General features: G+C 53.1%; 28 protein-coding genes. 20 read left to right on the top strand and 8 right to left on the bottom strand.

Going from position 1 to position 23,386, the window contains the following annotated elements; genetic code table 11:
* Positions 1–32: 32 nt before the first annotated feature.
* Complete coding sequence (locus tag CLV80_RS02510) at positions 33–563, bottom strand: hypothetical protein (protein WP_106354492.1); 531 nt, start codon at positions 561–563, stop codon at positions 33–35.
* Entirely contained in the window at positions 563–1,756 is a 1,194-nt protein-coding gene (gene sucC / locus CLV80_RS02515) for an ADP-forming succinate--CoA ligase subunit beta (protein ID WP_106354494.1), read from the bottom strand. Before sucC ends, CLV80_RS02510 begins: the two co-directional genes overlap by 1 nt.
* Before the next feature lie 305 nt (positions 1,757–2,061).
* Between sucC and CLV80_RS02520 the strand changes: the two genes are divergently transcribed.
* Complete coding sequence (locus tag CLV80_RS02520) at positions 2,062–2,694, top strand: LysE family translocator (protein ID WP_243394374.1); 633 nt, start codon at positions 2,062–2,064, stop codon at positions 2,692–2,694.
* A 61-nt stretch (positions 2,695–2,755) separates the two neighbouring features.
* Here the strand turns inward: CLV80_RS02520 and mdh are convergent, their stop codons facing one another.
* Positions 2,756–3,718, bottom strand: a complete 963-nt coding sequence (gene mdh, locus CLV80_RS02525) for a malate dehydrogenase (RefSeq protein ID WP_106355320.1) — start codon at positions 3,716–3,718, stop codon at positions 2,756–2,758.
* 160 nt (positions 3,719–3,878) lie between these two features.
* On the opposite strand from mdh, the gene CLV80_RS02530 reads away from it, so the two are divergent.
* The gene (locus CLV80_RS02530; protein ID WP_106354499.1) at positions 3,879–4,634 is read left to right on the top strand and encodes a sulfite exporter TauE/SafE family protein; all 756 of its coding nucleotides are present in this window, start codon (positions 3,879–3,881) and stop codon (positions 4,632–4,634) included.
* A 37-nt stretch (positions 4,635–4,671) separates the two neighbouring features.
* Here the strand turns inward: CLV80_RS02530 and CLV80_RS02535 are convergent, their stop codons facing one another.
* Together CLV80_RS02535 and CLV80_RS02540 are read right to left on the bottom strand one after the other, a co-directional pair.
* Positions 4,672–5,307: a PRC-barrel domain-containing protein gene (locus CLV80_RS02535; RefSeq protein WP_106354502.1), complete on the bottom strand. Its 636-nt coding sequence runs from the start codon at positions 5,305–5,307 to the stop codon at positions 4,672–4,674.
* A 115-nt stretch (positions 5,308–5,422) separates the two neighbouring features.
* Positions 5,423–5,734 (bottom strand): hypothetical protein, encoded by a 312-nt coding sequence (locus tag CLV80_RS02540; protein ID WP_106354504.1) that lies wholly within the window; start codon positions 5,732–5,734, stop codon positions 5,423–5,425.
* A gap of 172 nt (positions 5,735–5,906) precedes the next feature.
* On the opposite strand from CLV80_RS02540, the gene CLV80_RS02545 reads away from it, so the two are divergent.
* The 13 genes from CLV80_RS02545 to CLV80_RS02605 all read left to right on the top strand — a co-directional run bounded on the left by CLV80_RS02545 (position 5,907) and on the right by CLV80_RS02605 (position 15,295).
* On the top strand, positions 5,907–6,749 hold the full coding sequence (locus CLV80_RS02545) for an HpcH/HpaI aldolase/citrate lyase family protein (RefSeq protein ID WP_106354506.1): 843 nt from the start codon (positions 5,907–5,909) through the stop codon (positions 6,747–6,749).
* Positions 6,746–7,291 (top strand): NnrU family protein, encoded by a 546-nt coding sequence (locus tag CLV80_RS02550; RefSeq protein ID WP_106354509.1) that lies wholly within the window; start codon positions 6,746–6,748, stop codon positions 7,289–7,291. Before CLV80_RS02545 ends, CLV80_RS02550 begins: the two co-directional genes overlap by 4 nt.
* Before the next feature lie 4 nt (positions 7,292–7,295).
* Positions 7,296–7,499 (top strand): DUF1737 domain-containing protein, encoded by a 204-nt coding sequence (locus CLV80_RS02555; RefSeq protein WP_106354511.1) that lies wholly within the window; start codon positions 7,296–7,298, stop codon positions 7,497–7,499.
* Positions 7,496–8,521, top strand: coding sequence for a MaoC family dehydratase (locus CLV80_RS02560; protein WP_106354514.1), 1,026 nt, complete (start codon positions 7,496–7,498; stop codon positions 8,519–8,521). Before CLV80_RS02555 ends, CLV80_RS02560 begins: the two co-directional genes overlap by 4 nt.
* A gap of 14 nt (positions 8,522–8,535) precedes the next feature.
* Entirely contained in the window at positions 8,536–9,624 is a 1,089-nt protein-coding gene (locus CLV80_RS02565) for a M48 family metallopeptidase (protein ID WP_165793306.1), read from the top strand.
* A 250-nt stretch (positions 9,625–9,874) separates the two neighbouring features.
* Positions 9,875–10,264 (top strand): succinate dehydrogenase, cytochrome b556 subunit, encoded by a 390-nt coding sequence (gene sdhC, locus CLV80_RS02570; RefSeq protein ID WP_106355322.1) that lies wholly within the window; start codon positions 9,875–9,877, stop codon positions 10,262–10,264.
* A 12-nt stretch (positions 10,265–10,276) separates the two neighbouring features.
* Complete coding sequence (gene sdhD / locus CLV80_RS02575; RefSeq protein WP_106354518.1) at positions 10,277–10,648, top strand: succinate dehydrogenase, hydrophobic membrane anchor protein; 372 nt, start codon at positions 10,277–10,279, stop codon at positions 10,646–10,648.
* A 20-nt stretch (positions 10,649–10,668) separates the two neighbouring features.
* Complete coding sequence (gene sdhA, locus CLV80_RS02580) at positions 10,669–12,474, top strand: succinate dehydrogenase flavoprotein subunit (RefSeq protein WP_106354520.1); 1,806 nt, start codon at positions 10,669–10,671, stop codon at positions 12,472–12,474.
* The gene (locus CLV80_RS02585; RefSeq protein ID WP_106354522.1) at positions 12,474–12,920 is read left to right on the top strand and encodes a hypothetical protein; all 447 of its coding nucleotides are present in this window, start codon (positions 12,474–12,476) and stop codon (positions 12,918–12,920) included. Before sdhA ends, CLV80_RS02585 begins: the two co-directional genes overlap by 1 nt.
* Positions 12,921–12,960: 40 nt before the next feature.
* On the top strand, positions 12,961–13,284 hold the full coding sequence (locus CLV80_RS02590) for a succinate dehydrogenase (RefSeq protein WP_106354525.1): 324 nt from the start codon (positions 12,961–12,963) through the stop codon (positions 13,282–13,284).
* Positions 13,281–13,574, top strand: a complete 294-nt coding sequence (locus tag CLV80_RS02595; RefSeq protein ID WP_243394375.1) for a hypothetical protein — start codon at positions 13,281–13,283, stop codon at positions 13,572–13,574. The genes CLV80_RS02590 and CLV80_RS02595 overlap by 4 nt, the downstream gene beginning before the upstream one ends.
* Positions 13,575–13,616: 42 nt before the next feature.
* Entirely contained in the window at positions 13,617–14,396 is a 780-nt protein-coding gene (locus CLV80_RS02600; RefSeq protein ID WP_106354527.1) for a succinate dehydrogenase iron-sulfur subunit, read from the top strand.
* A gap of 53 nt (positions 14,397–14,449) precedes the next feature.
* Positions 14,450–15,295 (top strand): urea carboxylase-associated family protein, encoded by an 846-nt coding sequence (locus tag CLV80_RS02605; RefSeq protein WP_106354529.1) that lies wholly within the window; start codon positions 14,450–14,452, stop codon positions 15,293–15,295.
* Here CLV80_RS02605 and deoD read toward each other — a convergent pair.
* The 3 genes from deoD to CLV80_RS02620 form a co-directional block, all read right to left on the bottom strand.
* Positions 15,292–15,996 carry a purine-nucleoside phosphorylase gene (gene deoD / locus CLV80_RS02610; protein ID WP_106354530.1) on the bottom strand — a complete coding sequence of 235 codons (705 nt, stop codon included), beginning with the start codon at positions 15,994–15,996 and terminating at the stop codon, positions 15,292–15,294. The two genes, CLV80_RS02605 and deoD, sit on opposite strands and share 4 nt — an antisense overlap.
* Before the next feature lie 69 nt (positions 15,997–16,065).
* Positions 16,066–16,392, bottom strand: a complete 327-nt coding sequence (locus CLV80_RS02615) for an H-NS histone family protein (protein WP_106354531.1) — start codon at positions 16,390–16,392, stop codon at positions 16,066–16,068.
* A gap of 105 nt (positions 16,393–16,497) precedes the next feature.
* Complete coding sequence (locus CLV80_RS02620) at positions 16,498–18,492, bottom strand: methylmalonyl-CoA mutase family protein (RefSeq protein ID WP_279338289.1); 1,995 nt, start codon at positions 18,490–18,492, stop codon at positions 16,498–16,500.
* Between the two features lie 108 nt (positions 18,493–18,600).
* On the opposite strand from CLV80_RS02620, the gene CLV80_RS02625 reads away from it, so the two are divergent.
* From CLV80_RS02625 to CLV80_RS02645, 5 genes are all read left to right on the top strand, one after another.
* Positions 18,601–19,959: a 1-acyl-sn-glycerol-3-phosphate acyltransferase gene (locus tag CLV80_RS02625; protein WP_106354535.1), complete on the top strand. Its 1,359-nt coding sequence runs from the start codon at positions 18,601–18,603 to the stop codon at positions 19,957–19,959.
* A gap of 237 nt (positions 19,960–20,196) precedes the next feature.
* Positions 20,197–21,477, top strand: coding sequence for a crotonyl-CoA carboxylase/reductase (ccrA, locus tag CLV80_RS02630; RefSeq protein WP_106354536.1), 1,281 nt, complete (start codon positions 20,197–20,199; stop codon positions 21,475–21,477).
* Positions 21,478–21,673: 196 nt separating this feature from the next.
* Entirely contained in the window at positions 21,674–21,889 is a 216-nt protein-coding gene (locus CLV80_RS02635; protein ID WP_106354538.1) for a hypothetical protein, read from the top strand.
* Positions 21,867–22,598, top strand: a complete 732-nt coding sequence (locus CLV80_RS02640) for a helix-turn-helix transcriptional regulator (RefSeq protein WP_106354540.1) — start codon at positions 21,867–21,869, stop codon at positions 22,596–22,598. Before CLV80_RS02635 ends, CLV80_RS02640 begins: the two co-directional genes overlap by 23 nt.
* Positions 22,599–22,716: 118 nt before the next feature.
* Positions 22,717–23,352 (top strand): acyl-homoserine-lactone synthase, encoded by a 636-nt coding sequence (locus tag CLV80_RS02645; RefSeq protein WP_106354542.1) that lies wholly within the window; start codon positions 22,717–22,719, stop codon positions 23,350–23,352.
* Positions 23,353–23,386 lie beyond the last annotated feature (34 nt).

Raw genomic sequence — 23,386 nt, forward strand, 5'->3', positions numbered from 1 at the left:
ATCGCCACAGTGTTATTAGCTTTTGAGTGTTATCATTGACGCTTTAAGATCACGTTGGTTCCTCCACCGCCGGAAGAACGACGCAGATCAACTGCAACACCGTTTTTCACAAAATACGTTTCTGCAACGTATTCGTTTAGTGGGCGAAGTCGCTTTTCGAAGTCTGCTCGAATGAGGGCAGGTTCTACCCAGCTCGCGACCGTATTGTTGTCTCGGAAGTTCGTGGGAGATGCGGTAACTCGACATTCGTCGCGACGTGGTGCCGCAACTACTTTTGAGTTACCCAGCACATCGGGGTTTTCTAAAGCGATGATATACTTTGAGCCCGACGGCTGAAATCCGTAGCTCCCAAGTGACGACAGTGACGTTCCAGAGACAACATAGTTTGCGCACGCGGCGATCGCCTGACTAAAGCTGCTTTCAATAGTCGCGTTGACCAAGGAAGATCGCATTGGGCCCGCTCCACCTGTAGCCTGCTCACTGGTAGATGCAGTTGGATTGGAACAAGCTACAAGCAATGACGCTGTCATTGCTACGCTCAGGTTGTTGATCGCCTTACGCATCACCCTTTAACCGCTTTCACGATTTTCTGGGCGCCGTCTTTCAGGTCGTCAGCAGCGATCACGGCGAGGCCGGAGTTGTTGATGATCTCTTTGCCTTTTTCGACGTTTGTACCCTCGAGGCGAACAACCAGTGGAACTTGCAGGCCGACTTCTTTGACTGCAGCGATCACGCCTTCGGCGATGACGTCGCAGCGCATGATGCCGCCGAAGATGTTCACAAGGATGCCTTTGACGTTTGGATCAGATGTGATGATCTTGAACGCTTCGGTTACTTTTTCTTTGGTCGCGCCGCCGCCTACGTCAAGGAAGTTGGCAGGTTCAGCACCGTAGAGTTTGATGATGTCCATTGTGGCCATCGCCAGACCCGCACCGTTCACCATGCAGCCAATTTCGCCTTCGAGAGCGATGTAGTTCAGGTCGAACTTAGACGCTGCCAGTTCTTTTGGGTCTTCTTCGGTTTCGTCGCGCAGGGCGGCGATATCAGCGTGGCGGTAGATCGCGTTGCCGTCGAATGAAACCTTAGCGTCCAGCACTTTCAGGTCGCCGCCGTCAGTGACGATCAGCGGGTTGATTTCCAGCATTTCCATGTCTTTTTCGACGAATGCTGTATAAAGCTGGCCCATCAGTTTGACGCACTGCTTTGTTTGCGGACCGTTCAGGCCGAGTGCGAACGCAACGCGGCGGCCGTGGAAGGGCTGGTAACCTGTTGCAGGATCAACTGTGAAGTTCAGGATTTTCTCAGGAGTGTTCTCGGCTACTTCTTCGATGTCCATGCCGCCTTCGGTGGAAACAACAAAGCCGATGCGGCTTGTTTGACGATCAACCAGTAGAGCAAGGTAAAGTTCGGTTTCAATGCCAGAACCGTCTTCGATGTAGATACGGTTTACGACTTTGCCGACTGGGCCAGTCTGGTGCGTGACCAATGTGCGGCCGAGCATCTTCTTTGCTTCTTCGGCAGCTTCTTCGACTGACTTAGCAAGACGTACACCGCCAGCTTCGCCAGCGTCCGCTTCTTTGAATTTACCTTTGCCGCGTCCACCAGCGTGGATCTGCGCCTTAACAACCCACAGTGGGCCATCAAGTTCGCCAGCGGCGGTTTTTGCGTCTTCGGCGCGCGTCACAGGGCGACCGTCGGAAACAGGAGCGCCATAGCTGCGCAGCAGAGCTTTGGCCTGATATTCGTGGATGTTCATAGGGACATGTCCAATTTGGCTTCGGTTACCCTATCTAAAGCACAAGGAATGAAGGTTTTGTAACTGAAAAATGTCAGATCGGCGGATAATCGAACATTTGTGATCACAGTTTTTTTGAGTGTGATCACAAAAGCGGGTGGTGGTCGGTTCGTGGACATTCGAGGCCGCTAAAAGATTCGTAATCTTGGCATGTGGTACACAGCTACGGTCGGTATCCGACATTGTATTCGTAGTTGACGCGTTAATAGATGAATGTTCTTATTTTGTTCGATTAATTGAAGGCTATTTATTCAAAAGGAGTACACGTGTTGGAAGTTGAACTGTATTTAATATTTTTAGTCACAACGATTGTTGTGGTGCTGTCGCCGGGTGCGGCTGCGATCGCTGTAGCGTCACAAGGCGCGGGTAATGGCGTAAAGCGTGCAGTTTATGGCGTGCTTGGCGTTGCATCTGCGAACGTTGTCTATTTCGCTATGTCAGCGACAGGTATCGCGTCACTTGTGATCGCATCACATGTCATGTTCGCAATCATTAAATGGATTGGTGTCGCTTATTTGATGTATTTAGGCTGCATGGCGCTATTTTCGTCATCTGGCGGAATTCAGGTGCGCGTAGGGGAGGAACGAAAATCGCGACGGGCATTGTTCACCCATGGATTTATCGTCGAGTTCGCCAATCCCAAAGCATTACTGTATTTTGCAGCTATTCTACCTCAGTTTCTGGATCTGTCGAAACCCGTAATTCAGCAGATTGCGTTAATGGGCATGACGACCGTCGTGATCGATGTGTCTATTTACAGTGGTTATGCATTAATGGGAGACCGACTAACGCGCGGCGGGATCAAAAGTTGGGTTGTCGCCTCTGTCAACAAGGTAGCTGGCGCCGCACTGTTGTTCGCTGGTGTTAAGATGGCCACCGTCAGTGCGGGAAAAACTTGATGCATTAAACAAAAAAGGTGCCCCGATGGGCACCCTTTTGCATTGGATGTGTTTCAGTCGCTTATGCGAGTGAGCCGTCGATGTCTTTACAAGCAGCAACCAGACCTTTGACCGCATCGACAGATTTGTCGAACATGGCTTGTTCGTCTTTGTTCATCTTGATTTCGACAACACGTTCAACGCCGCCAGCGCCGATGACTGTTGGGACGCCAACGTAGAAACCGTCCAGGCCGTAAGCGCCGTCAACGTGGGCTGCGCATGGCAGAACGCGTTTTTGGTCTTTGAGGTAGGCTTCTGCCATTTCAATCGCGGATGTCGCTGGTGCGTAAAACGCAGAACCCGTTTTCAGCAGGCCAACGATTTCGGCACCGCCGTCACGTGTACGCTGAACGATTGCGTCCAGTTTGTCTTGTGTTGTCCAGCCCATGTCGACCAGATCAGGCAATGGGATGCCTGCAACTGTGGAGTAACGTGTCAGTGGGACCATTGTGTCGCCGTGACCGCCAAGAACGAAGGCTGTGACGTCGCGCATGGATACTTTGAATTCGTCAGCAAGGAAGTGACGGAAGCGCGCAGAGTCGAGGACACCAGCCATGCCGCAAACTTTGTTGTGTGGCAGGCCAGAGAATTCGCGCAGTGCCCAAACCATCGCATCAAGCGGGTTGGTGATGCAGATAACAAATGCGTTAGGCGCGTGTGCTGCGATGCCCTCGCCAACGGCTTTCATAACTTTTAGGTTGATGCCCAGAAGATCATCACGGCTCATGCCGGGTTTACGTGCAACACCAGCTGTCACGATGCAGACGTCTGCGCCAGCGATGTCAGCGTAATCTGCTGTACCGGCCATTTCGGCGTCGAAACCCTCAGATGGGCCAGCTTCGGCGATATCAAGCGCCTTGCCTTTTGCGGCGCCGTCATTGAGGTCAAGCAGCGTGACATCGCCGAGTTCTTTGATCGCTGCGAGGTGTGCAAGCGTACCGCCGATTTGTCCGGCGCCGATAAGGGCAATCTTGGGTCTAGCCATGGAAATGGATCCTTTGGTGGGTTCGATTTGCGACATTGGGTAAGCCTTTGATCGCCCGCACGCAAGAGCGCTGCATCGCGGCATCCCTTATTATGTGGTGGTTCCTTATCCTGTAAGGCGCTAACGAAGGATGAATTCAAGGTATTTTAAGGGCAGGCAGATGATTGAATTTGATTGGCAATTTTTCATGGTAGGCATCCCTGCGATCATGTTTGGGGGGATTTCAAAGGGTGGATTCGGGTCTGGCGCTGCGTTTGTAGCCGGGGCGATTCTGGCGTTGGTCGTGCCACCGGGCGTCGCGCTGGCCGTCATATTGCCGCTATTCATGTTGATCGATGTTGCAACGCTAAAGCCTTATTGGGGGAAATGGCATTGGCCATCTGCCAAAGGCATGATGCAGGGGGCGATTCCGGGAGTCATTTTTGCAGCTTGGGTCTATACTGCGGTGGACGCAGATTTCTTCCGCATATTAATCGGTTTGATTTGCTTAGCGTTTGTCATGTTTCAGGTAAGTCGTGCCATGGGGTGGCTCACTATTGAAAAGGCCCCGTTTTCGCGTCCCTTCGCGTGGCTGGCAGGGATGGTTGGCGGCTTTACGAGCTTTGTCAGCCATGCAGGCGGTCCGCCGACGGCCGTGTTTTTGCTGTCGCAAGGGTTAAGTAAGACGGCTTACCAAGCCACCACGGTTATCACATTTTGGGCGGTGAATTGGATGAAGGTCGTGCCTTATGCGTTTTTAGGGATATTCACGTGGAACACATTGCTTGGCAGCTTGGCCTTGGCCCCATTTGCACTGATCGGCGCATGGATCGGTGTGCGGGCCCATGACTTTGTTCCTGAACGGCTGTTCTTTGGTCTAACCTACGTTCTTTTGGTTTTGACCGGGATACGATTGATATGGGTCGCAGTAGCATAGCCCCCCAGCAAACGCTGAGGGGCTATAGCGTCATGGATTAGCTTGCTTCAAACTCTGGCATTGCTTCGAGCTCTTCTTGCGTGGCTGCAACATATACCACCACTTCTCCATCTACTTCGGTCTTCATCAGGGCGAGGTCAGTGAATGGTACCGCAACGGATTTTTCACCGATGCCAATAAAACCACCTACGTCGATCACTGCTTTTTCGGCGTTGCCGTCAGCAGATAGAATGATTTCGCTGACTTCACCAATTTCCGCATCGGTTTCGTCGTAGACTACGGCACCTTCCAGATCAGCGGCGACCATAACATCAGCTTGAGCAGAGATCATCGCGCCGTTTTCGATCATGGGGCTTGTCACGGTGTCATTGGTTTCCGCGATAAATGCGTCAGCTTCGGCGTCTAGCTTTTCACCAGCGTCAACGATGGCTTCACCTGTTGCCTCAGCGCCGGCTTCGATGTTGTCGCCAGCTTGGGCCATTGCGTTGCCTGCATCATCAAGCAATGTCGTATCCGCATCTGCCTGTGCGTTCATTTCAAGTTCAGTTGAAACAGCTGAATCGTTAGCCTGAGCAGTTACCGCGGTGTCCGCGCTTGTGTTCAAGTTGCTGTCCGCAAATGCAGCTGTACCAACCAAAAGTGTCAGGGCAGTTGTTGTCATCATACGTTTCATGTCGTTTCCTTTCACGGTCTGTGATGGCGGTTGCAACGTGTTGCCGCCGCCTTGTGATAGGAGAACAGTCAGGGTCTATTTAGGTTGCATGAAATCCGAAATAATTTTGCCCTATCTAAAGCAAAGAGGAAAGCACAGAGAATTTTTCGTGTTTGTATTCAAACGCTTGCCCCGCTGAAACCAAGCAGGTCAAATTTCCCGGTCGTGTTGACGTGATTGTCCAGCTGCCAGTATCAGGCGCGACGAATAACTCGACCATTGTGTGGTCGTCGGCCCATCTGACCGCATGGGGATGTTCACCGAATTGGCGCGCAAGGCGTTCAATGATTGCATCACGATGGATACATGTTTGTTCTGCGCGTGCGTTGTGTGCGGCAAGCAGCATTGCGCCAATAAGTAACGGCATGTGAAGTAGTATACGCTGCATCTTGGGGCACCTGATTGGGCTGGGTTTGGTGCTTCGATATTTGGAAGGTATCTATGATTAATTGGTTAACGCACCGTAACGATGTACTGATTGCCGCAGTGCGGCATGTTTTCGCTTGAATTATCATTCAAAATCTGGACATTTACGCGCAACAATATTGCGAGGACACGCCATGCACGACCGCCCATTCCGCTCAGCACTTTATATTCCTGGCTCAAAGGATCGCGCGTTGGACAAAGCGCGTGGCCTGCCTGTAGATGCGATTCTGTTTGATCTTGAGGATGCCGTTTCGCCTGATGCCAAGGTCGAAGCACGCGCGACGCTCGCGAGCGCGCTAGAGCAAGGCGGCTATGGCCCACGGTTTAAGGTCGTGCGCATTAACGGGCTTGATACCGAGTGGGGGTCAGATGATGCGGCAGCTGTTGCGGCAATGGATTGCGACGCGGTTCTTCTTCCCAAGGTAAACAGCACGGCGGACGTCGACGCACTGGCGGCGCTTATTCCCGATTTGCCAATCTGGGCAATGATGGAAACCCCGCGGGGCATTTTGAATGCAGCAAGTATCGCAGCACACCCACGTATGGCGGGGTTCGTGTTGGGAACGAATGATCTGGCCAAAGATCTCAACGCGCGGGGCAGGGCGGCAATGGTGACCTCGCTTCAGCTATGTCTGCTTGCGGCAAAGGCGGCAGGCATTGTCGCGCTTGATGGCGTCTATAATGCATTCAAAGACGAAGACGGATTGCGTGCGGAATGTACCGAAGGGCGCGATATGGGCTTTGATGGCAAAACCCTGATCCATCCGGCGCAGGTTGCCGTTACCAATGCGGCCTTTGGCCCAAGTGACGATGAAATTGACCTTGCGCGCCGTCAGATCGAAGCATTCGACGTCGCCGAAGCCGAAGGGCAGGGCGTCGCTGTTGTGGACGGCCGCATCGTTGAGAACTTGCATATTGTCACCGCGCGGGCGACGCTAGCGAAAGCTGACGCCATCGCCGCATTGGAGACTTCATGACATTTATCATTCTTGGACTGGTTCTTTGGGCCGGAGTTCATTTTTGGAAACGACTGGCCCCCGCAAGCCGCGAAGCGCTGGGCGACAAGGGTAAGATGATCGTGACCGCAGGGTCTTTCATCGGTCTGATCTTGATGATCATCGGATATCGTGGCGCTGAAGGGACATTCTATTGGGGGCGCACGCCTGCAATGACGGGGATTAATAACCTGTTGATGCTGCTGGCCTTCTATTTGTTCGCCGCAGCCGGATCAAAAGCACGGATTACACAGTATATTCGCCACCCGCAGTTAACTGCCGTAATGCTGTGGGCTGTTGCTCATTTGCTGGTGAACGGTGACACGCCATCGTTCATTTTGTTCGGTGGGCTGCTGGTCTGGGCCAGCTCCGAAATCCAACTGATCAACCGCGCGGAACCTGACTGGACGCCCGCCCATGCGGTTCCCATGAAAAAAGAAATCACTGCTTTGATCGCAACTGTGGTCGTCTTTGCCGTTGTGGCGGGCGTTCATATCGCGCTTGGCTATAACCCGTTTGGATGAAGACATGAAAATCTATCGACTACTGACCGAAGACGACACCGCTGCATTTTGTCACAAAGTGTCCGAGGCCCTATCAAAAGGTTGGGAGCTGTACGGCAGCCCAACCTATGCGTTTGATCAGGCAAATGGCGTGATGCGTTGCGGTCAGGCCGTCACCAAAGATGTCGACACGCCTTATACACCTGACATGAAGTTGGGCCAGCAATGACCAAAACAAACGCAGGCCGCTTTTTTGAGGATTATGCCGTTGGAGATGTGATCACCCATGCGGTGCCGCGCACGATTAAGATGGGTGAAAGGGCGCTGTATCACGCGCTTTATCCCGCGCGTCATGCGTTACATTCATCAGATCAATTTGCGCAAAGCTGCGGCCTGCCGTTTAGCCCGCTTGATGACCTTGTTACCTTTCATACGGTCTTTGGGAAAACGGTGCCCGATGTGTCGCTGAATGCAGTGGCCAATCTAGGCTATGCAGAGGGGCGTTGGATCACGTCACTTTGGCCCGGAGACACGATCACTGCCACGTCAGAGGTGATCGGGGTTAAGCAAAACTCGAATGGTAAAAGCGGCGTTGTCTGGGTTCGGACAACAGGTCGGAACCAACACGGCGAAGAACTGATGTCCTACGTTCGTTGGGTCATGGTGCGCAAGCGGGGCGAAGGCCCAGCACCTGAAACCGTGATCCCTGAACTGGCAAAGGCCGTATCAGTGCAGGATCTTGTTATCCCTAAGGGTTTGGATTTCACGAACTACGATTTTGCCCTTGCGGGTGAGCCGCATCGCCTGTCGGATTATTCTGTGGGCGAGGTTATCGACCACGTTGACGGCGTCACCATTGAAGAGGCCGAGCATATGCTCGCCACGCGCTTGTGGCAGAACACCGCGAAGGTTCATTTCGACGCGACCAATCGACCCGATGGCAAGCGCCTGATTTACGGTGGCCATGTGATCAGCCTTGCGCGGGCACTGTCGTTCAACGGTCTGGCAAACGCGCAGATGATCGTCGCATTGAACGGTGGGGCGCACGCGAACCCTTGCTTTGCCGGCGACACCGTACGTGCGTGGTCAGAGGTTTTGGATATTGCCGAAACATCAGCACCCGGCGTCGGAGCGATCCGCTTGCGGCTGGTCGCGACCAAGGGCGAGGCCGGAACGCTGCGCGGCGAAGACGGGAAGTACGCGTCAGAAGTTCTTCTGGACTTGGATTACTGGGCGCTGATGCCTGTATGAACAATGCAGGCTGGATGGCTAAACTTCATCGCAAAGCAGGCGAGAAAGTTTTCCGTGGGGCGTTAGAAGACTTGCAAGCTGGCAAATTGCGGCGGGTCGAAGCCGCGCATCGCACGGCGCTATTACTATCGTTGTTTGTGATGCTATCCCCTGTCGCCCTAATCGTGGCAGGTGGCGTCATCGCCGTCGCAGCTTTGCCGTCTTTAGGAGGCATCTTTTGGGGAGGTCTCCTAATTGCCGTCGGGGTATTTCTGTTGCCCGCGCGCTTTCGGGCACCTGAACGTGCGCTTCGGCGCAATGACGCGCCACGCCTGTTCAAGGATTTGGACCGGGTCAGTGAAGCGTTGGGCGCTCCGAAAGTTACGGTCGTGGCTGTAGATGGAAGCTTTAATGCTTTCGCAGCGATGCATCGCAAAGAGGTTGTGCTTGGGATTGGTGCCGTGTTGTGGGACGCTAGTTCACCGGAACAACGGCTTGCACTTGTTGCGCATGAGACCGCGCATTTCGTGAATGGTGATCCTTCGCGAACGCGAGTGATTGGGTTTGCTTTACAGATGCTTGATAAATGGGAAATGCTTCTTGAGCCCGATTTTGGTGATGCAGCGCATGCTTTCGCAGCACTGCTTCTCTTGCCGTTTCGTTGGCTGGTTGCACTCCTGAATGAGACAATTCGGACGTTGCTATACGTCCAAATGCAGCGCGCTGAATATCTGGCTGATGCTCTGGCGGCAGAAGCTGCAGGGGGCAATGCTGTAAAGCAATTACTGTCCACAATCAGCCTATCTGAGTATATTGATGAACAATGGAGCACGCGGCATGGCGTTGGTTCTGCTCGGGGGCGCGATGTTATCAAAATGATTGTAGAGCCCGTGGTTCAATTGAATGCTGATGAACGCGTTGAAATTGCGATGGGTAATGGGAAAGTGGATCATTCAGTTGATACCACGCATCCTCCTACCCACTATCGGATCGCTTTCCTCGACGCTGCCTGCCTAACCAAACGTAAAATTCTGAACAATCTGTTCGATCGTGAAGATATGTCGTTCGAGAAAGCGTTCGATGCCGTGGGTGAGAGCCTCGCGGCACAGCTTGAAGTTCAATGAACTAATCGCCGACCTGCGCGAGGCTAGTCACCGCGTATGGTAATTGAGATTAATTCTGACTAAATCAGTCATCTTATGATTTGTGATCACATGGAAAAATTGTGTGATCACAAAAGCGCAGAATTTCGCTGATTGGCGTATTATTTCACCGTTAATCCATCTTCCTCTGCGTGACTCTTGTTTGGAACTGGTGCAAAAAAGGACCAAAGGCGCGACCGAAATGGCAGCCAAGCCAAAGAAGGGAACATTCATGGCCGACAATAAACAGGACAACCGTCCTCTGTCTCCGTTCATGATCGGGCAATACTACCGACCACAGTGGACGTCGATGACGTCGATCTTCACACGTATCACTGGGCTTTCACTGCTCGTTTCTGCATTGATGATCGTATGGTGGTTTGTTGCCGCTTCGGCCGGGCCAGACGCATTTGCGGTGGCTAACGGTTTCCTGACCAGCTGGTTTGGTGATCTGGTCTTGTTCCTGTCCACTTGGGCGATGTGGTATCACATGCTTTTCGGTATCCGTCACCTGATCTGGGACTCTGGCCGTATGCTTGAGGTCGACCAGTCCGAACTTTACGCGCAAGCCGCGTTGGTTGGGTCTGTCTTGCTGACAATCTTTGTCGTTATCGTTCTTTAAGGGAGGCAGATCATGGCATTTATGACTGACCGTAAACGGGCTGCTGGCCTTGGTTCCGCCAAAACAGGAACTGAACACCACTGGCACATGATGGTAACCTCTGTGGCGCTTGTGCCGTTGGTGGTGCTGTTCATCTTTACATTCGGCGCGATCCTTGGATCCCCTTATGAAGAGGTTATCGCCTATTATCAGCGCCCAGTTCCGGCGACGATCGCGATCCTGACCATGCTAGTTGGTTTTAACCACTTTGCGAACGGCGTCCGCGCCACCATCGAAGACTACACCGGTGGCATGACCCGCAAAGCGCTGATCATTGGCATGACTTGCCTTTCTTATACTGCTGCCGCCTTTGCGATCTTCGCAATCGTGCGCATCGCCCTTTAATTCCGCGGAGCAACTCAATCATGGCTGCATACGAATACGAAACCCATAACTATGATGCGATTGTTGTTGGCGCTGGCGGCGCCGGCTTGCGCGCAACTTTGGGTCTGGCAGAGCAGGGCCTGCGCACCGCTTGTATTTCAAAGGTTTTCCCAACACGTTCACACACTGTTGCTGCCCAAGGTGGTATTGCGGCGTCCCTTGGTAACATGGGCCCAGATAGCTGGCAGTGGCACATGTATGACACTGTGAAAGGCTCTGACTGGCTGGGTGATACCGACGCAATGGAATACCTTGCGCGCGAAGCCCCCAAAGCGGTTTACGAGCTGGAGCACTACGGTGTGCCATTCAGTCGGACCGAAGAGGGTAAGATTTACCAGCGTCCGTTTGGTGGCCACACAACTGAATTTGGTGAAGGCCCGCCCGTACAGCGTACCTGCGCTGCAGCTGACCGGACTGGTCACGCGATCCTTCATACGCTTTATGGTCAGTCGCTGAAACAGCAGGCTGAGTTCTACATCGAATACTTTGCGCTTGATCTGATCATGTCCGAAGATGGCGTTTGTCAGGGTGTTGTCTGCTGGAAGCTGGACGATGGTACGATGCACGTCTTTAACGCTAAGATGGTTGTTCTTGCGACTGGTGGTTACGGCCGTGCCTATTTCAGCGCGACGTCTGCCCACACCTGTACAGGTGATGGTGGCGGTATGGTTGCTCGTCAGGGTCTTGCGCTGCAGGATATGGAGTTCGTCCAATTCCACCCAACCGGTATCTACGGCTCTGGCTGCCTGATCACCGAAGGTGCCCGTGGTGAAGGTGGTTATCTGACCAACTCTGAGGGTGAGCGTTTTATGGAGCGCTACGCGCCGAACTACAAAGACCTTGCACCGCGCGACTATGTCAGCCGTTGTATGACAATGGAAATTCGCGAAGGTCGCGGTGTCGGCCCAAGTGGTGACCACATCCACCTTAACTTGAACCACCTGCCAGCTGAAGCTCTGGCCGAACGTCTGCCCGGCATTTCTGAATCGGCCAAGATTTTCGCAGGTGTTGACGTGACCAAAGAGCCAATCCCGGTTCTGCCAACGGTTCACTATAACATGGGCGGTATTCCAACGAACTATTACGGTGAGGTTCTGAACCCTACTGCCAAAGACCCGAACGCTGTTGTTCCTGGCCTGATGGCCGTTGGTGAAGCTGGCTGTGCCTCTGTGCACGGTGCGAACCGTCTTGGTTCTAACTCGCTGATTGACCTTGTGGTCTTTGGCCGTGCCGCCGCGATCCGCGCTGGCCAAGTGGTTGACCGCGACGCAGCAAACCCAACGCTGAACCAACCTTCGGTTGACGCGTGTTTCGACCGTTTTGATGGTCTGCGTAACGCAAACGGCAACGTTGCTACTGCTGATCTGCGTCTTGAGATGCAAAAGGCGATGCAGGCTGACGCAGCTGTGTTCCGTACAGATAAGACACTGGCCGAAGGCGTTGAGAAGATGACAGCAATCGCGGGCAAAATGGATGACCTCAAGGTCACCGACCGCAGCCTCGTTTGGAACTCTGACCTGATGGAAACGCTTGAGCTGACCAACTTGATGCCAAACGCACTGGCGACGATTGTTGGTGCTGAAGCGCGCAAAGAAAGCCGCGGCGCACACGCGCACGAAGACTACGCGACACGTGACGACGAAAACTGGCGGGTGCACACCATCAGCCACGTTGATGGCAGCAAAGTGACCCTAAGCCACCGCCCCGTCATCACTGCGCCGCTGACAACCGAAGCTGAAGGCGGGATTTCAGAAGCGAAAATCGCACCTAAAGAGCGGACATTCTAATGAAGATAGTAATCGCATTTTTGACAGGCGCATCGGTACTTGGCCTAACAGCCTGTGCTGGCCAAGACCCGATGAAGTCATATCCGCAGGCCGAAACGGTGCGCGAATGTCAGGTTTTGCACGCGGCTGAATCTGATCAAGCACGCCAAAATGTGCGGAATACGCAGTATACATCGTCGGGTGGAAACGCACTTGGAACGTTGATAGGGACTGCAATTGGTAAGGGTATCGGTGAAGGTGTTCTGAATAACCGTCTTCAAGGGTGCATTGCACGTGTTGGGGGGGCGTCACCTGCTGGAGGTGCGACTTACACCTCGTCGATTGGCTCAGCCTCATCAAGCTACAGCGGTTCCTCTGCAGGCTACCAACCCGCCATTGGAGGATCGCAGTGTAAGCGAGGAGCAGGGCCATTCCAAGGCGGTGGTGCACTTTGCCCGGGATCATAAGTTAGCTGCTGCTGACGCAATGAGAGACAAGGATAGTTCGATGCGATTATTGATAGCGATGGGCCTAGCGACATGTACGCTGTCCGGTTGCATGCAAGATCTAGGCTCCCAAGGTGACGTGCTTGCGCGCAGCGCGGCTAAGGGTGTCGTAAATAATGTCGTGGCATCTAAGTTTCCTGGCGTCGATGCGACGCCCGTGACGGACTGCATTATCGACAACGCCTCTGGTTCGGAAATTCTGACCATCGCTGAGGCTGCCGTGGTGGGGACTTCGCAAGCGACGACTGATCTTGTCGTTGATATCGCGCAGCGCCCTGAAACAACCCGGTGTGCAGCGAGCAGTTTATTGGGGGTAACCCTGTGATACGTGTTTCCGCTTTTGCATTGATGTGTGTTTTGGCTGGCTGTGCGACGACACCGCCAACGCCAGAAGAAGCCGCACAAAAATGCGAAGAGCGGGCGCAGGCTGCACAGGCGCCAACCGGTGGTGTAACCGTCGGTGTGAATAGCCGGACGGGTGTTTCGACCGGCATCCAAATAGGTGTTTCGGCTGACCTAATACGCGGGCGTGACCCGTTAGAAGTTTATCAAAGCTGTGTCATGGATATGACCGGCGAACCGCCTATCCGCCCTGCGCGGTTGCGGGCTCTTTAAGAATTTTCGGGCAATACTGTCCGTGACGGAAGGATCATCACTATGGTGCAACTGACACTCCCTAAGAATTCCCGCATGACTGTCGGGAAAACATGGCCAAAGCCTGAAGGCGCGACAAATCTGCGTAAGGTGCAGATTTATCGTTGGAACCCAGACGACGGGAAAAACCCGCAGCTGGATACATATTTCGTGGATATGGATACCTGTGGCCCGATGGTTCTGGACGTTCTGATCAAGATCAAGAACGAGATTGATCCCACCCTGACGTTCCGCCGGTCGTGCCGTGAAGGCATCTGTGGTTCGTGCGCGATGATGATCGACGGGATCAACACGCTGGCCTGTATTTACGGCCTCGACGAAATCAAAGGCGACGTGAAGATTTACCCGCTGCCGCACATGCCAGTGATCAAGGATTTGATCCCTGACCTGACCCATTTCTACGCACAGCATGCGTCGATCATGCCTTGGCTTGAGACAAAGACGAACCGCCCTGCGAAAGAATGGAAGCAGTCGATTGAAGACCGCAAAAAGCTGGATGGCCTGTATGAATGCGTGATGTGCGCGTCATGCTCGACTTCGTGCCCATCCTACTGGTGGAACAGCGATCGTTACCTCGGCCCCGCGGCCTTGTTGCACGCGTACCGTTGGATCATCGATAGCCGTGATGAAGCAACGGGCGAGCGTTTGGATGAACTTGAAGATCCGTTCAAACTGTACCGCTGCCACACGATCATGAACTGTGCCAAGACGTGCCCCAAAGGGCTAAACCCGGCCAAAGCCATTGCCCACATTAAAGGCATGATGGTTGAACGTGTTGTCTAAGATTGAACGCCACCTTCGGGTGGCGTTTTCTGTTCTAGGGTTTGGTTTCGCGCATGACTGACATCCCTAACGATGCCGACGCGCGGCGCGCAGTTCCCCCGGTAATTTGTTATCCGACAGATAGTTTGCCTGCCGCCGATATGTCGCTTTACGCGGCAGCACGGACGACACTGACATCGGTGTCGCAAGTGATTGTGCCCCCTAGGGATGCAGCGGTAATAGAGGTCTCCGCCGGGCAATTTTTGCGCATCCATTCCGTGCAGGGACCACAAGTTGGCGACCTGAATTTGTTTAGTGCAGACGATCTGTCCGAGCAGTTCTATTCGGGTAAGACACGTGCGCTGCATGGCACGCATGTTACGGCAGGTGATAGGCTTTGGGCTTCGTTTCCGAACATGCGTCCGATGGCGACGATTACCCATGATACGCTGGACTGGTACGGTATCGATGAATTTGGTGGATCAGTGCATGATGTGATCGGTACCCGCTGCGATCCCTATACGGGGCGTCTGCTGACTGGAACTGATTATCATCACTGCTGTCATTCAAACCTGACTCGCGCGTTGGCAGCGCACACCGGCCTGTCGATACACGATGCAGAGACACATGTGCATGATGTATTGAACGTGTTTATGTGCACCGGGTTTACCCGTGACACTGGCCAGTACTTTATGAAAGCCAGCCCAGTGCGTCCCGGTGACTATATTGAAATGTTCGCCGAGATTGATTTTCTTGCAGTGCTAAGCGCATGTCCCGGCGGCGATTGCAGTTCAGAGCATTCAAGTGATGCAGCAGCTTGCTATCCGTTAGAGATGGAGGTGCTGCGGCCTGCTGACGGCACCCTTGATAGATGGGTGCCGCCTGCAAAGAATAAATACGACCGCAGTCACGGCGCTTAGACGAATGCCGCCTCAAGCGCGATTTCGACCATGTCACCGAACGATTTTTCGCGGTCTTCGGATGGCAGGGCTTCGTGTGTGATCAGGTGGTCGCTGACGGTCAGCACCGCAAGCGCACGGCGACCGTAGCGGGCGGCAAGGTTGTAAAGCTCGGCCGCTTCCATTTCGACGCCAAGAATGCCATGGCGCACCATCTGTTCGTTCAGGTCTGGCCGTTCGTCATAGAATACATCTGACGAATAGATGCCGCCGACATGTGTTGGAACGTCTTTTGTTTGGGCGGCCTTATGGGCCGCGGCAAGCAGGCCGTAGTCAGCGCAGGGTGCAAAGTTGAGTTCTTTGAAAATACCGCGCGAGGGTGTGGACAGCGTTGATGCTGTCATTGCTAAAATGACATCGCGAATACCGACATGTTTTTGCATCCCGCCACATGATCCGATCCGGATGAGTGTCTGAACGTCAAAGTCCTTGATCAGCTCATTCGCATAGATCGAAAGTGATGGCATTCCCATGCCTGAACCTTGGATCGTGACCGGGTGCCCGTTCCAAGTGCCGGTAAAGCCAAGCATGCCGCGCACTTGGTTAATGCAGCGTACATCTTGCAAAAACGTTTCAGCAGCCCATTTTGCGCGATAGGGATCGCCCGGCATAAGAACGGTTGGGGCGATGTCGCCCGGTTCAGCACCTATGTGGATTGTCATGTTTCATCTCCTGTCCATTTTGCACACAGCATAAGCCGCTTGTTCGCAAAGTGGCAGAGACAACTGGTTTTAGATTTCCATTACATCAGGCGATTGGCCCGCTGCAATTGCATCTTTAAACCATTGAGGCTGGCGCCCTTTTCCAGTCCACGTCTGTTCGGCGTTTTCTGGATTGCGATATTTTGGGTTGGACAGTGACCTTGGGCCGGCTTTGCGGCCCTTGGGGCCATTTCCGGTAATGTCGTCCAATGAGAAGCCATAGGCTGCAACGGCTTGCTCGGCGGCTTGGCGTGCTGCTTGTTTTTCTTTCTCCGCAACTTCGATCAATGCGCTTTCAACATCAGACTTTAGTGCTTCAAGGTCTGTCCGTGACATTGAGGTAAGATCGAGGTTCATGGCGGTCTCCTTTTTAGTTTCCGCGTACTAACATTAGGCGTACTTATACGGACACAGAAATCGCACAATTCTTATACAAAAGTACAATTGTTTGTAATTGCACTACTATTCACCGGCAAGAAAGCGCCCATCGACCAAATTTATGATGTCAGCCATAATGACATTTAGCTCAAAGTCTTTAGGAGTATAGACTTTTGCGACGCCCATAGCACGCAACGCATTCGCGTCTTCGTCAGGGACAATTCCCCCCACAATGACCGGAATATCTTGCAATTGGGCATCTTCTAATTTGGTCATTACGTCCTGAACAAGCGGGAGATGGGACCCAGATAGAATAGACAATCCAATAACATGCGCCTGATTGTTGCGTGCAGCTTCGATGATTTCGTCTGGCGTCAGGCGGATGCCTTCGTATGAAATGTCCATGCCGCAATCGCGCGCACGTGTTGCGATTTGTTCGGCCCCGTTTGAATGCCCATCAAGCCCAGGTTTGCCCACAAGAAACTTGAGTCTCCGTCCGAGTGCGGAGCTTACCCGATCAACCTGTTCGCGGAGTTCGTCGAGCCCCTCTGTCCGGTTGGATTGGTTCTGGCTAACGCCGGTTGGTCCGCGATACTGCCCAAATACAGAACGTATAACGTCAGCCCATTCGCCTGTTGTGACCCCTGCGCGTGCGCATGCAATCGATGACGGCATGACGTTGCTACCATCGCGTGCGGCTGTCCGTAATGCGGCAAGCGCGTTGTTTACCGCAGTGGTATCACGGGCTGCTTTCCAGTCTTTTAGGCGGTTCAATTGGTCCGCTTCAGCTTTGGGATCTGCAACCATGATTGCGTCATCGCCAGCGGTCAGTGGGGACGGTTCGCCGGATTGCCACTTGTTAACCCCGACTACGGTTGTATTGCCGCTTTCGATCCCGGCGATTCGCGAAGCGTTGCTTTCGACCAGTCGCGATTTCATATAGCCGATCGCCCCAACAGCGCCGCCCATCCCGTCGATCTGGGCAAGTTCAGCGCGCGCACCTTCTTTGAGTGCGTTCACCTTGCGGTCGATGGCTGGGTTGCCGTCGAACAGGTCGTCGAATTCAAGAAGGTCGGTTTCATAGGCCAAGATTTGTTGCATCCGTAGTGACCATTGCTGATCCCATGGGCGGGGGAGACCTAATGCTTCGTTCCATGCAGGCAGTTGAACCGCGCGTGCACGTGCGTTTTTCGATAGCGTCACCGCCAGTGTTTCCAGCAGAATACGATAGACGTTGTTTTCTGGCTGCTGTTCGGTCAGCCCAAGCGAGTTGACCTGAACACCATAACGGAAACGGCGATACTTCGCGTCCTCAACGCCGTAACGGTCCGCGCAGATTTCATCCCATAGTTCGACAAAGGCACGCATTTTGCACAGCTCTGTCACGAAACGGATACCCGCGTTCACAAAGAATGAGATGCGGCCAACCATCGCTGGGAAGTTTTCGGCGGGTACTTTGCCTTTCAGGTCGTCCAACACGGCGGTGGCTGTCGCCAAAGCAAAGGCCAATTCTTCTTCGGGTGTCGCTCCGGCCTCTTGCAGATGGTATGAACAGACGTTCATCGGGTTCCATTTGGGCAGATGTTCGCGGGTATATGCCGCCACATCTGTGATCATCCGCAGGGACGGTTCGGGCGGGCAAATATATGTGCCGCGCGATAGGTATTCTTTGATGATGTCGTTTTGAACAGTGCCCTGCAGGGCGCTGATGTCCGCGCCTTGTTCTTCGGCGACCGCAATATAAAGCGACAGTAGCCATGGGGCTGTCGCGTTAATTGTCATCGAGGTGTTCATCTGATCAAGTGGGATGTCGTTAAACAAGGCCCGCATATCGCCCAGATGGCTAACGGGCACGCCAACTTTGCCGACTTCGCCTTTGGCAAGCACGTGGTCGCTGTCGTAGCCAGTTTGCGTTGGTAGATCAAAAGCGACTGACAGACCCGTCTGACCCTTGGCGAGGTTGCCGCGATACAGCGCATTTGATGCTGCAGCCGTCGAGTGGCCAGCATAGGTGCGAAATAGCCATGGGCGGTCTTTCTGCGTCTGCGACATATCGGGTCCTCTGGTTCTGTTGCGCAATTTTATTGCGTTCGTGATTTATTATCCGATATTTTGTGGCGCTGTCAATTCGCTGCATTGCGGCATGATGGGATTTACGTCAGGTCGTTTCCCTGTCAGGTTCGCGCAATGACGCAAACCGTTTCAATGCCGCTGTGGGCCTTTGCCCTAATTGTCCTGTTTGCAGCAGTGACGTTCGCGTCGCATTTCCTGTTTCCATCCGTGCGCTGGTTCTTTCGCAAGCGTGCCGAAAGGGTGATTGCACGCGTAAACAAACGCCTTCAGCGTCCGATCGAGCCGTTCAAGCTTGCGCGTCGTCATGACATGATCCAGCGGCTGATCTATGACCCCGAAGTCACCAAAGCCATTGTTGAATACGCCCGCAAAGAAAACGTGCCCGAAAACGTCGCCTTTGAAAGGGCCAAGGGGTACGCGCGTGAAATCGTGCCTTCGTTTTCAGCGACTGCCTATTTCAGCATTGGAATCAGGTTGGCACGTTGGCTGTCAAAGTCGCTTTATCGTATTCGCTTGGGGACGTTTGACCGTAAGCGATTGGCAGAAATCGATCCTGATGCTGCCGTTGTGTTTGTGATCAACCACCGCAGTAATATGGATTACGTGTTGGTGACGTATCTGGCGGCAAATGCTGGCGCGTTGTCTTATGCCGTTGGGGAATGGGCGCGGGTATGGCCGCTATCGCCAATTATCCGCGCGATGGGGGCGTATTTTATCCGGCGCAAGTCGCGGGGTGCGCTGTATCGCAAGGTTCTTGCCCGATATGTGCAGATGGCGACGCGCGGGGGGGTTAGTCAGGCTGTTTTTCCTGAAGGTGGGCTAAGTCTTACTGGTCGAATGGCGGCACCTCGGGTTGGGTTGCTGAACTATATTATCGAAGATTTCGACCCCGATCAGCGCGAAGTAATCTTTGTTCCCGTGGCGATTAACTATGACCGTGTGCTTGAAGATACGATCCTAATTGCCGCTGACAACTCTGGTACGCGCAAGTTCAGACCTCCTCTTTGGCATGTGGTGCGTCGTGTCGGTCGGCATGTATGGCTGCGCGTCACGCGGCGGTTCAATTCATTTGGCACCGCATCCGTCAGCTTTGGCGATCCGCTAGAGCTGTCAAAGTTTCGTGACACCGTGACAGGCGATTTGACTGCTGGGGTCGCCCAAGAGCTTATGGGGCGCATTGCAAGCGTCATTCCCGTGCTTGGCGTGCCAATCGTTGCACATACGCTGGTATTTGACGGCGTGGATAGCAAAGCTGCGTTAGTAGCCCGCATTACGGAAAAGCTGTCTCAGCTCAAGTCTGGGCGTATGCCACTGCCACGTCGTGATCCCGCTGTAATCGCTGCTGACGCGCTTGAGCGTCTGGTCGCGCGGGGTGTTGTCGTGCTGGATGGCGACAGTATTCGCGTCACGGAAACCGGGCAGGACATTCTGGCCTATTACGCGAATTCAATCGCGCACCACCTAAACAACTAATCAATCAACGACCTTTTGCGGTTTTCGGGGACGCCAAATGCGCCTGCGCTGCTGCGGTGCGTGCAATTTTATGCCTGATTTTACGTCTTCGACAAAGTTACGCTGCGGCGCGGCGGACATAATATTACAAAAGTGAACCCCATGAGGTTGCAAAGTTGCGTAGTGAATATTATCCATCAGTCAGAGCGTCGATTCTGCGGCGCAGCAACAAATGGATTTTCAGTAATGGAGACCGACATGGCCCTAGACCAAAATGCACCCGCAACAGCACCGAAAAAGGCGCTTTATGAGGTCGGTGAACTGCCGCCCGTCGGTCACGTACCCGATCAAATGTACGCATGGACAATTCGCCGCGAACGCCACGGCGAGCCTGATGAAGCATTTCAGGTAGAGGTGGTCGATACGCCTAAGCCTGACAGCCACGAAGTGCTGGTTCTCGTTATGGCAGCTGGCGTTAACTATAACGGGATCTGGGCCGGACTAGGTATTCCGATCAGCCCATTTGACGTGCACGGCGCAGACTTCCACATCGCTGGTTCCGATGCTTCCGGTATCGTTTGGGCCGTTGGTGATAAGGTTAAGCGCTGGAAGGTTGGCGACGAAGTTGTCATTCACTGCAACCAAGATGACGGTGATGATGAAGACTGTAATGGTGGCGATCCGATGTTCTCGGAAAGCCAGCGGATTTGGGGTTATGAGACTCCGGATGGATCGTTCGCGCAGTTCACAAGTGTGCAATCGCAGCAGTTGATGCACCGTCCAAAGCACCTGACTTGGGAAGAAAGCGCGTGTTACACGCTTACGCTTGCCACGGCTTACCGGATGCTGTTCGGCCATCACCCACATGAACTAAAGCCAGGTCAAAACGTACTGGTTTGGGGCGCGTCAGGTGGTCTGGGTTCCTATGCAATTCAGCTAATCAATACAGCAGGTGCAAATGCCATCGGCGTAATTAGCGATGAATCAAAACGTGATTTCGTCATGTCGCTGGGCGCAAAAGGGGTCATTAATCGGAATGACTTTAAATGCTGGGGCCAAATGCCAACCGTAAATACGCCCGAATACAAGGAATGGTTTAATGAAACCCGTAAGTTCGGCAAAGCCATTTGGGAAATCACCGGAAAAGGCAATAACGTCGATATCGTGTTTGAACACCCCGGCGAGGCAACATTCCCGGTTTCTACGTTCGTATGTAAACGCGGCGGCATGGTTGTGATCTGTGCGGGGACAACAGGCTATAACCTGACTTTCGATGTTCGTTATATGTGGATGCACCAAAAACGTTTGCAGGGCAGTCACTTTGCCAACTTGAAGCAGGCAAGTTCTGCAAATCAGCTGATGATCGAACGCCGCTTGGATCCATGCATGTCAGAAGTATTTACTTGGGATGAGTTGCCAGAAGCACACAGTAAGATGCGCAGAAATGAACATAAGCCCGGAAATATGGCGGTGTTAATTCAATCCCCCAAAGCGGGTTTGCGATCATTCGACGACACCTTGGAGGCATCTAAGAAATAACGCATATATCAGCGTTAAAAGGTAGAAAGGCGTTACCCAAACGGGTGACGCCTTTTTTGCTATCGCAATGATTTTAAATCGTAATCCGTCTACTCACTATTTTTGGGGAGTATGAAGGCATGAATTATTGTTTCATAAATTTCATCGATACTCTTGCCGTCAGTAAAACAAAAATGATTAGTAGAGAGACATAAAAATGGGACACGATTGGATCATCGACGTACTTGCAGACTTGAAACGCTTTGCGAATACGCACGACCTACCGATGTTAGAAGCGCAGCTCGAAAATACGACGCTTGTCGCTTCGGCAGAAATCGGGCGGATGGTCGAAGATACATGTCACTTGACACAGGGAGACGGTCCTGGAAATCGACAGTTTTCTCCAAGCATTGGAGCAGGCAGGCGCGCTTGATGACCTTCAAGGTCTGATCGTGCGCTTACGTGATGAATTTGCAGTTGATCATGTGGTCTATCATTGGTTGAGCGCCGATGGTGAACAATACGGGTTCGGTACTTACGATCCTGTTTGGGTGCAGCGCTATGTCGAACGCGATTATATGCGTATTGATCCGGTCGTGATTGGCTGTTTCCAACGCTTCCATCCCGCGGACTGGAAGTCGCTTGACTGGTCGTCGCGCGCGGCGCAGGCCCTTCAAAAAGATGCGATCGCTCATGGCGTCGGCAATCAAGGGTTTTCTTTCCCAATTCGCGGGCCGAATGGACAGCTCGCGTTGTTGACCGCATCTCACACTACTGATGATGAAACTTGGGAAAGTTTCACGAAATCCAATCAACGAGAGTGGATTTTGATCGCACATTATCTGAACCGCAAAGCGATGGAGTTGGAAAGCCGCCGTCGGCCAGAGCCAGTCCGTCAGCTTTCTCCGCGTGAAATAGAGGCGTTAACCTATCTTGGTATGGGCCATGGACGAGCGCAGGTTGCAGAGTTTTTAAATATCTCTGAACATACTTTGCGGGCGTATATTGAAAGCGCGCGTTTTAAGCTGGGCGCATCGAATACAACCCATGCCGTCGCGCGGGCCGTTGCTGAAGGTCTGATTGTGTTGGGCGGTGCGGCAAAGGCCGCGCGAGGTGGTTGGCCTGGTCGCGATTCGGGGTAACGCTGCAATGCGGCATTTTATTAAGAATACGTTAACGAACGGCTCGCGCAATTAACCAAATACCTGTGTGACGGCTTCTACCCTTGAGACATCGTTAACGGCTCAAGGGGAGCATAGAATGCTTCGTTACATTTATGGGAATGATCTTTCTCAATTTCCTGTACTCCAAGATACTATGCACAGAGACCGCGCGACCCAGTTTTCAGAGCGTCTGAAATGGGCGGTGCATGTCGATGACAACGGGTGGGAACGTGATGAATATGACGCGATGAATCCGCTTTATGTCATCTGGGAAAACGCCGATGGCACGCATGGTGGATCGATGCGGTTTTTACCAACGTCTGAACAGACAATGGTGAATGATCATTTTAGTGATTTGTTAAAGGGTGAAAAAATTGAAAGCCCATTTATATGGGAATGCACCCGTTTTGTGTTGGGCGCGCAAGCGACGCCGCGGGTAGCTGCCGCTATGATGCTTGCGGGGGGCGAATTGATGCGTGCGTTTTCGTTAACTCATCTATTGGGGGTTTTTGATCCGCGGATGGTCAGAATCTATTCGATGATTGGTGCATCGCCCGAAGTGTTGGGTAGTTCAGGCGAAGGCCGCGATAAGATTAGCGTTGGATTATGGGCATACCGGCCAGAAGATCGTGTGCGTGTTCTACTGCGTGCAGAGGTTTCTTCTGACGTGTCAGAAAGCTGGTTCGATCTTTCTTTCGGGCGGTCAATTCAGCAGATGCAAAAGGTGGCCTAATCTACTGGTCCCGCCGCGACGGTACAGGTACTGT

It is taken from the genome of Yoonia maritima (assembly GCF_003003285.1).
GTDB classification, from domain to species: Bacteria; Pseudomonadota; Alphaproteobacteria; order Rhodobacterales; family Rhodobacteraceae; genus Yoonia; species Yoonia maritima.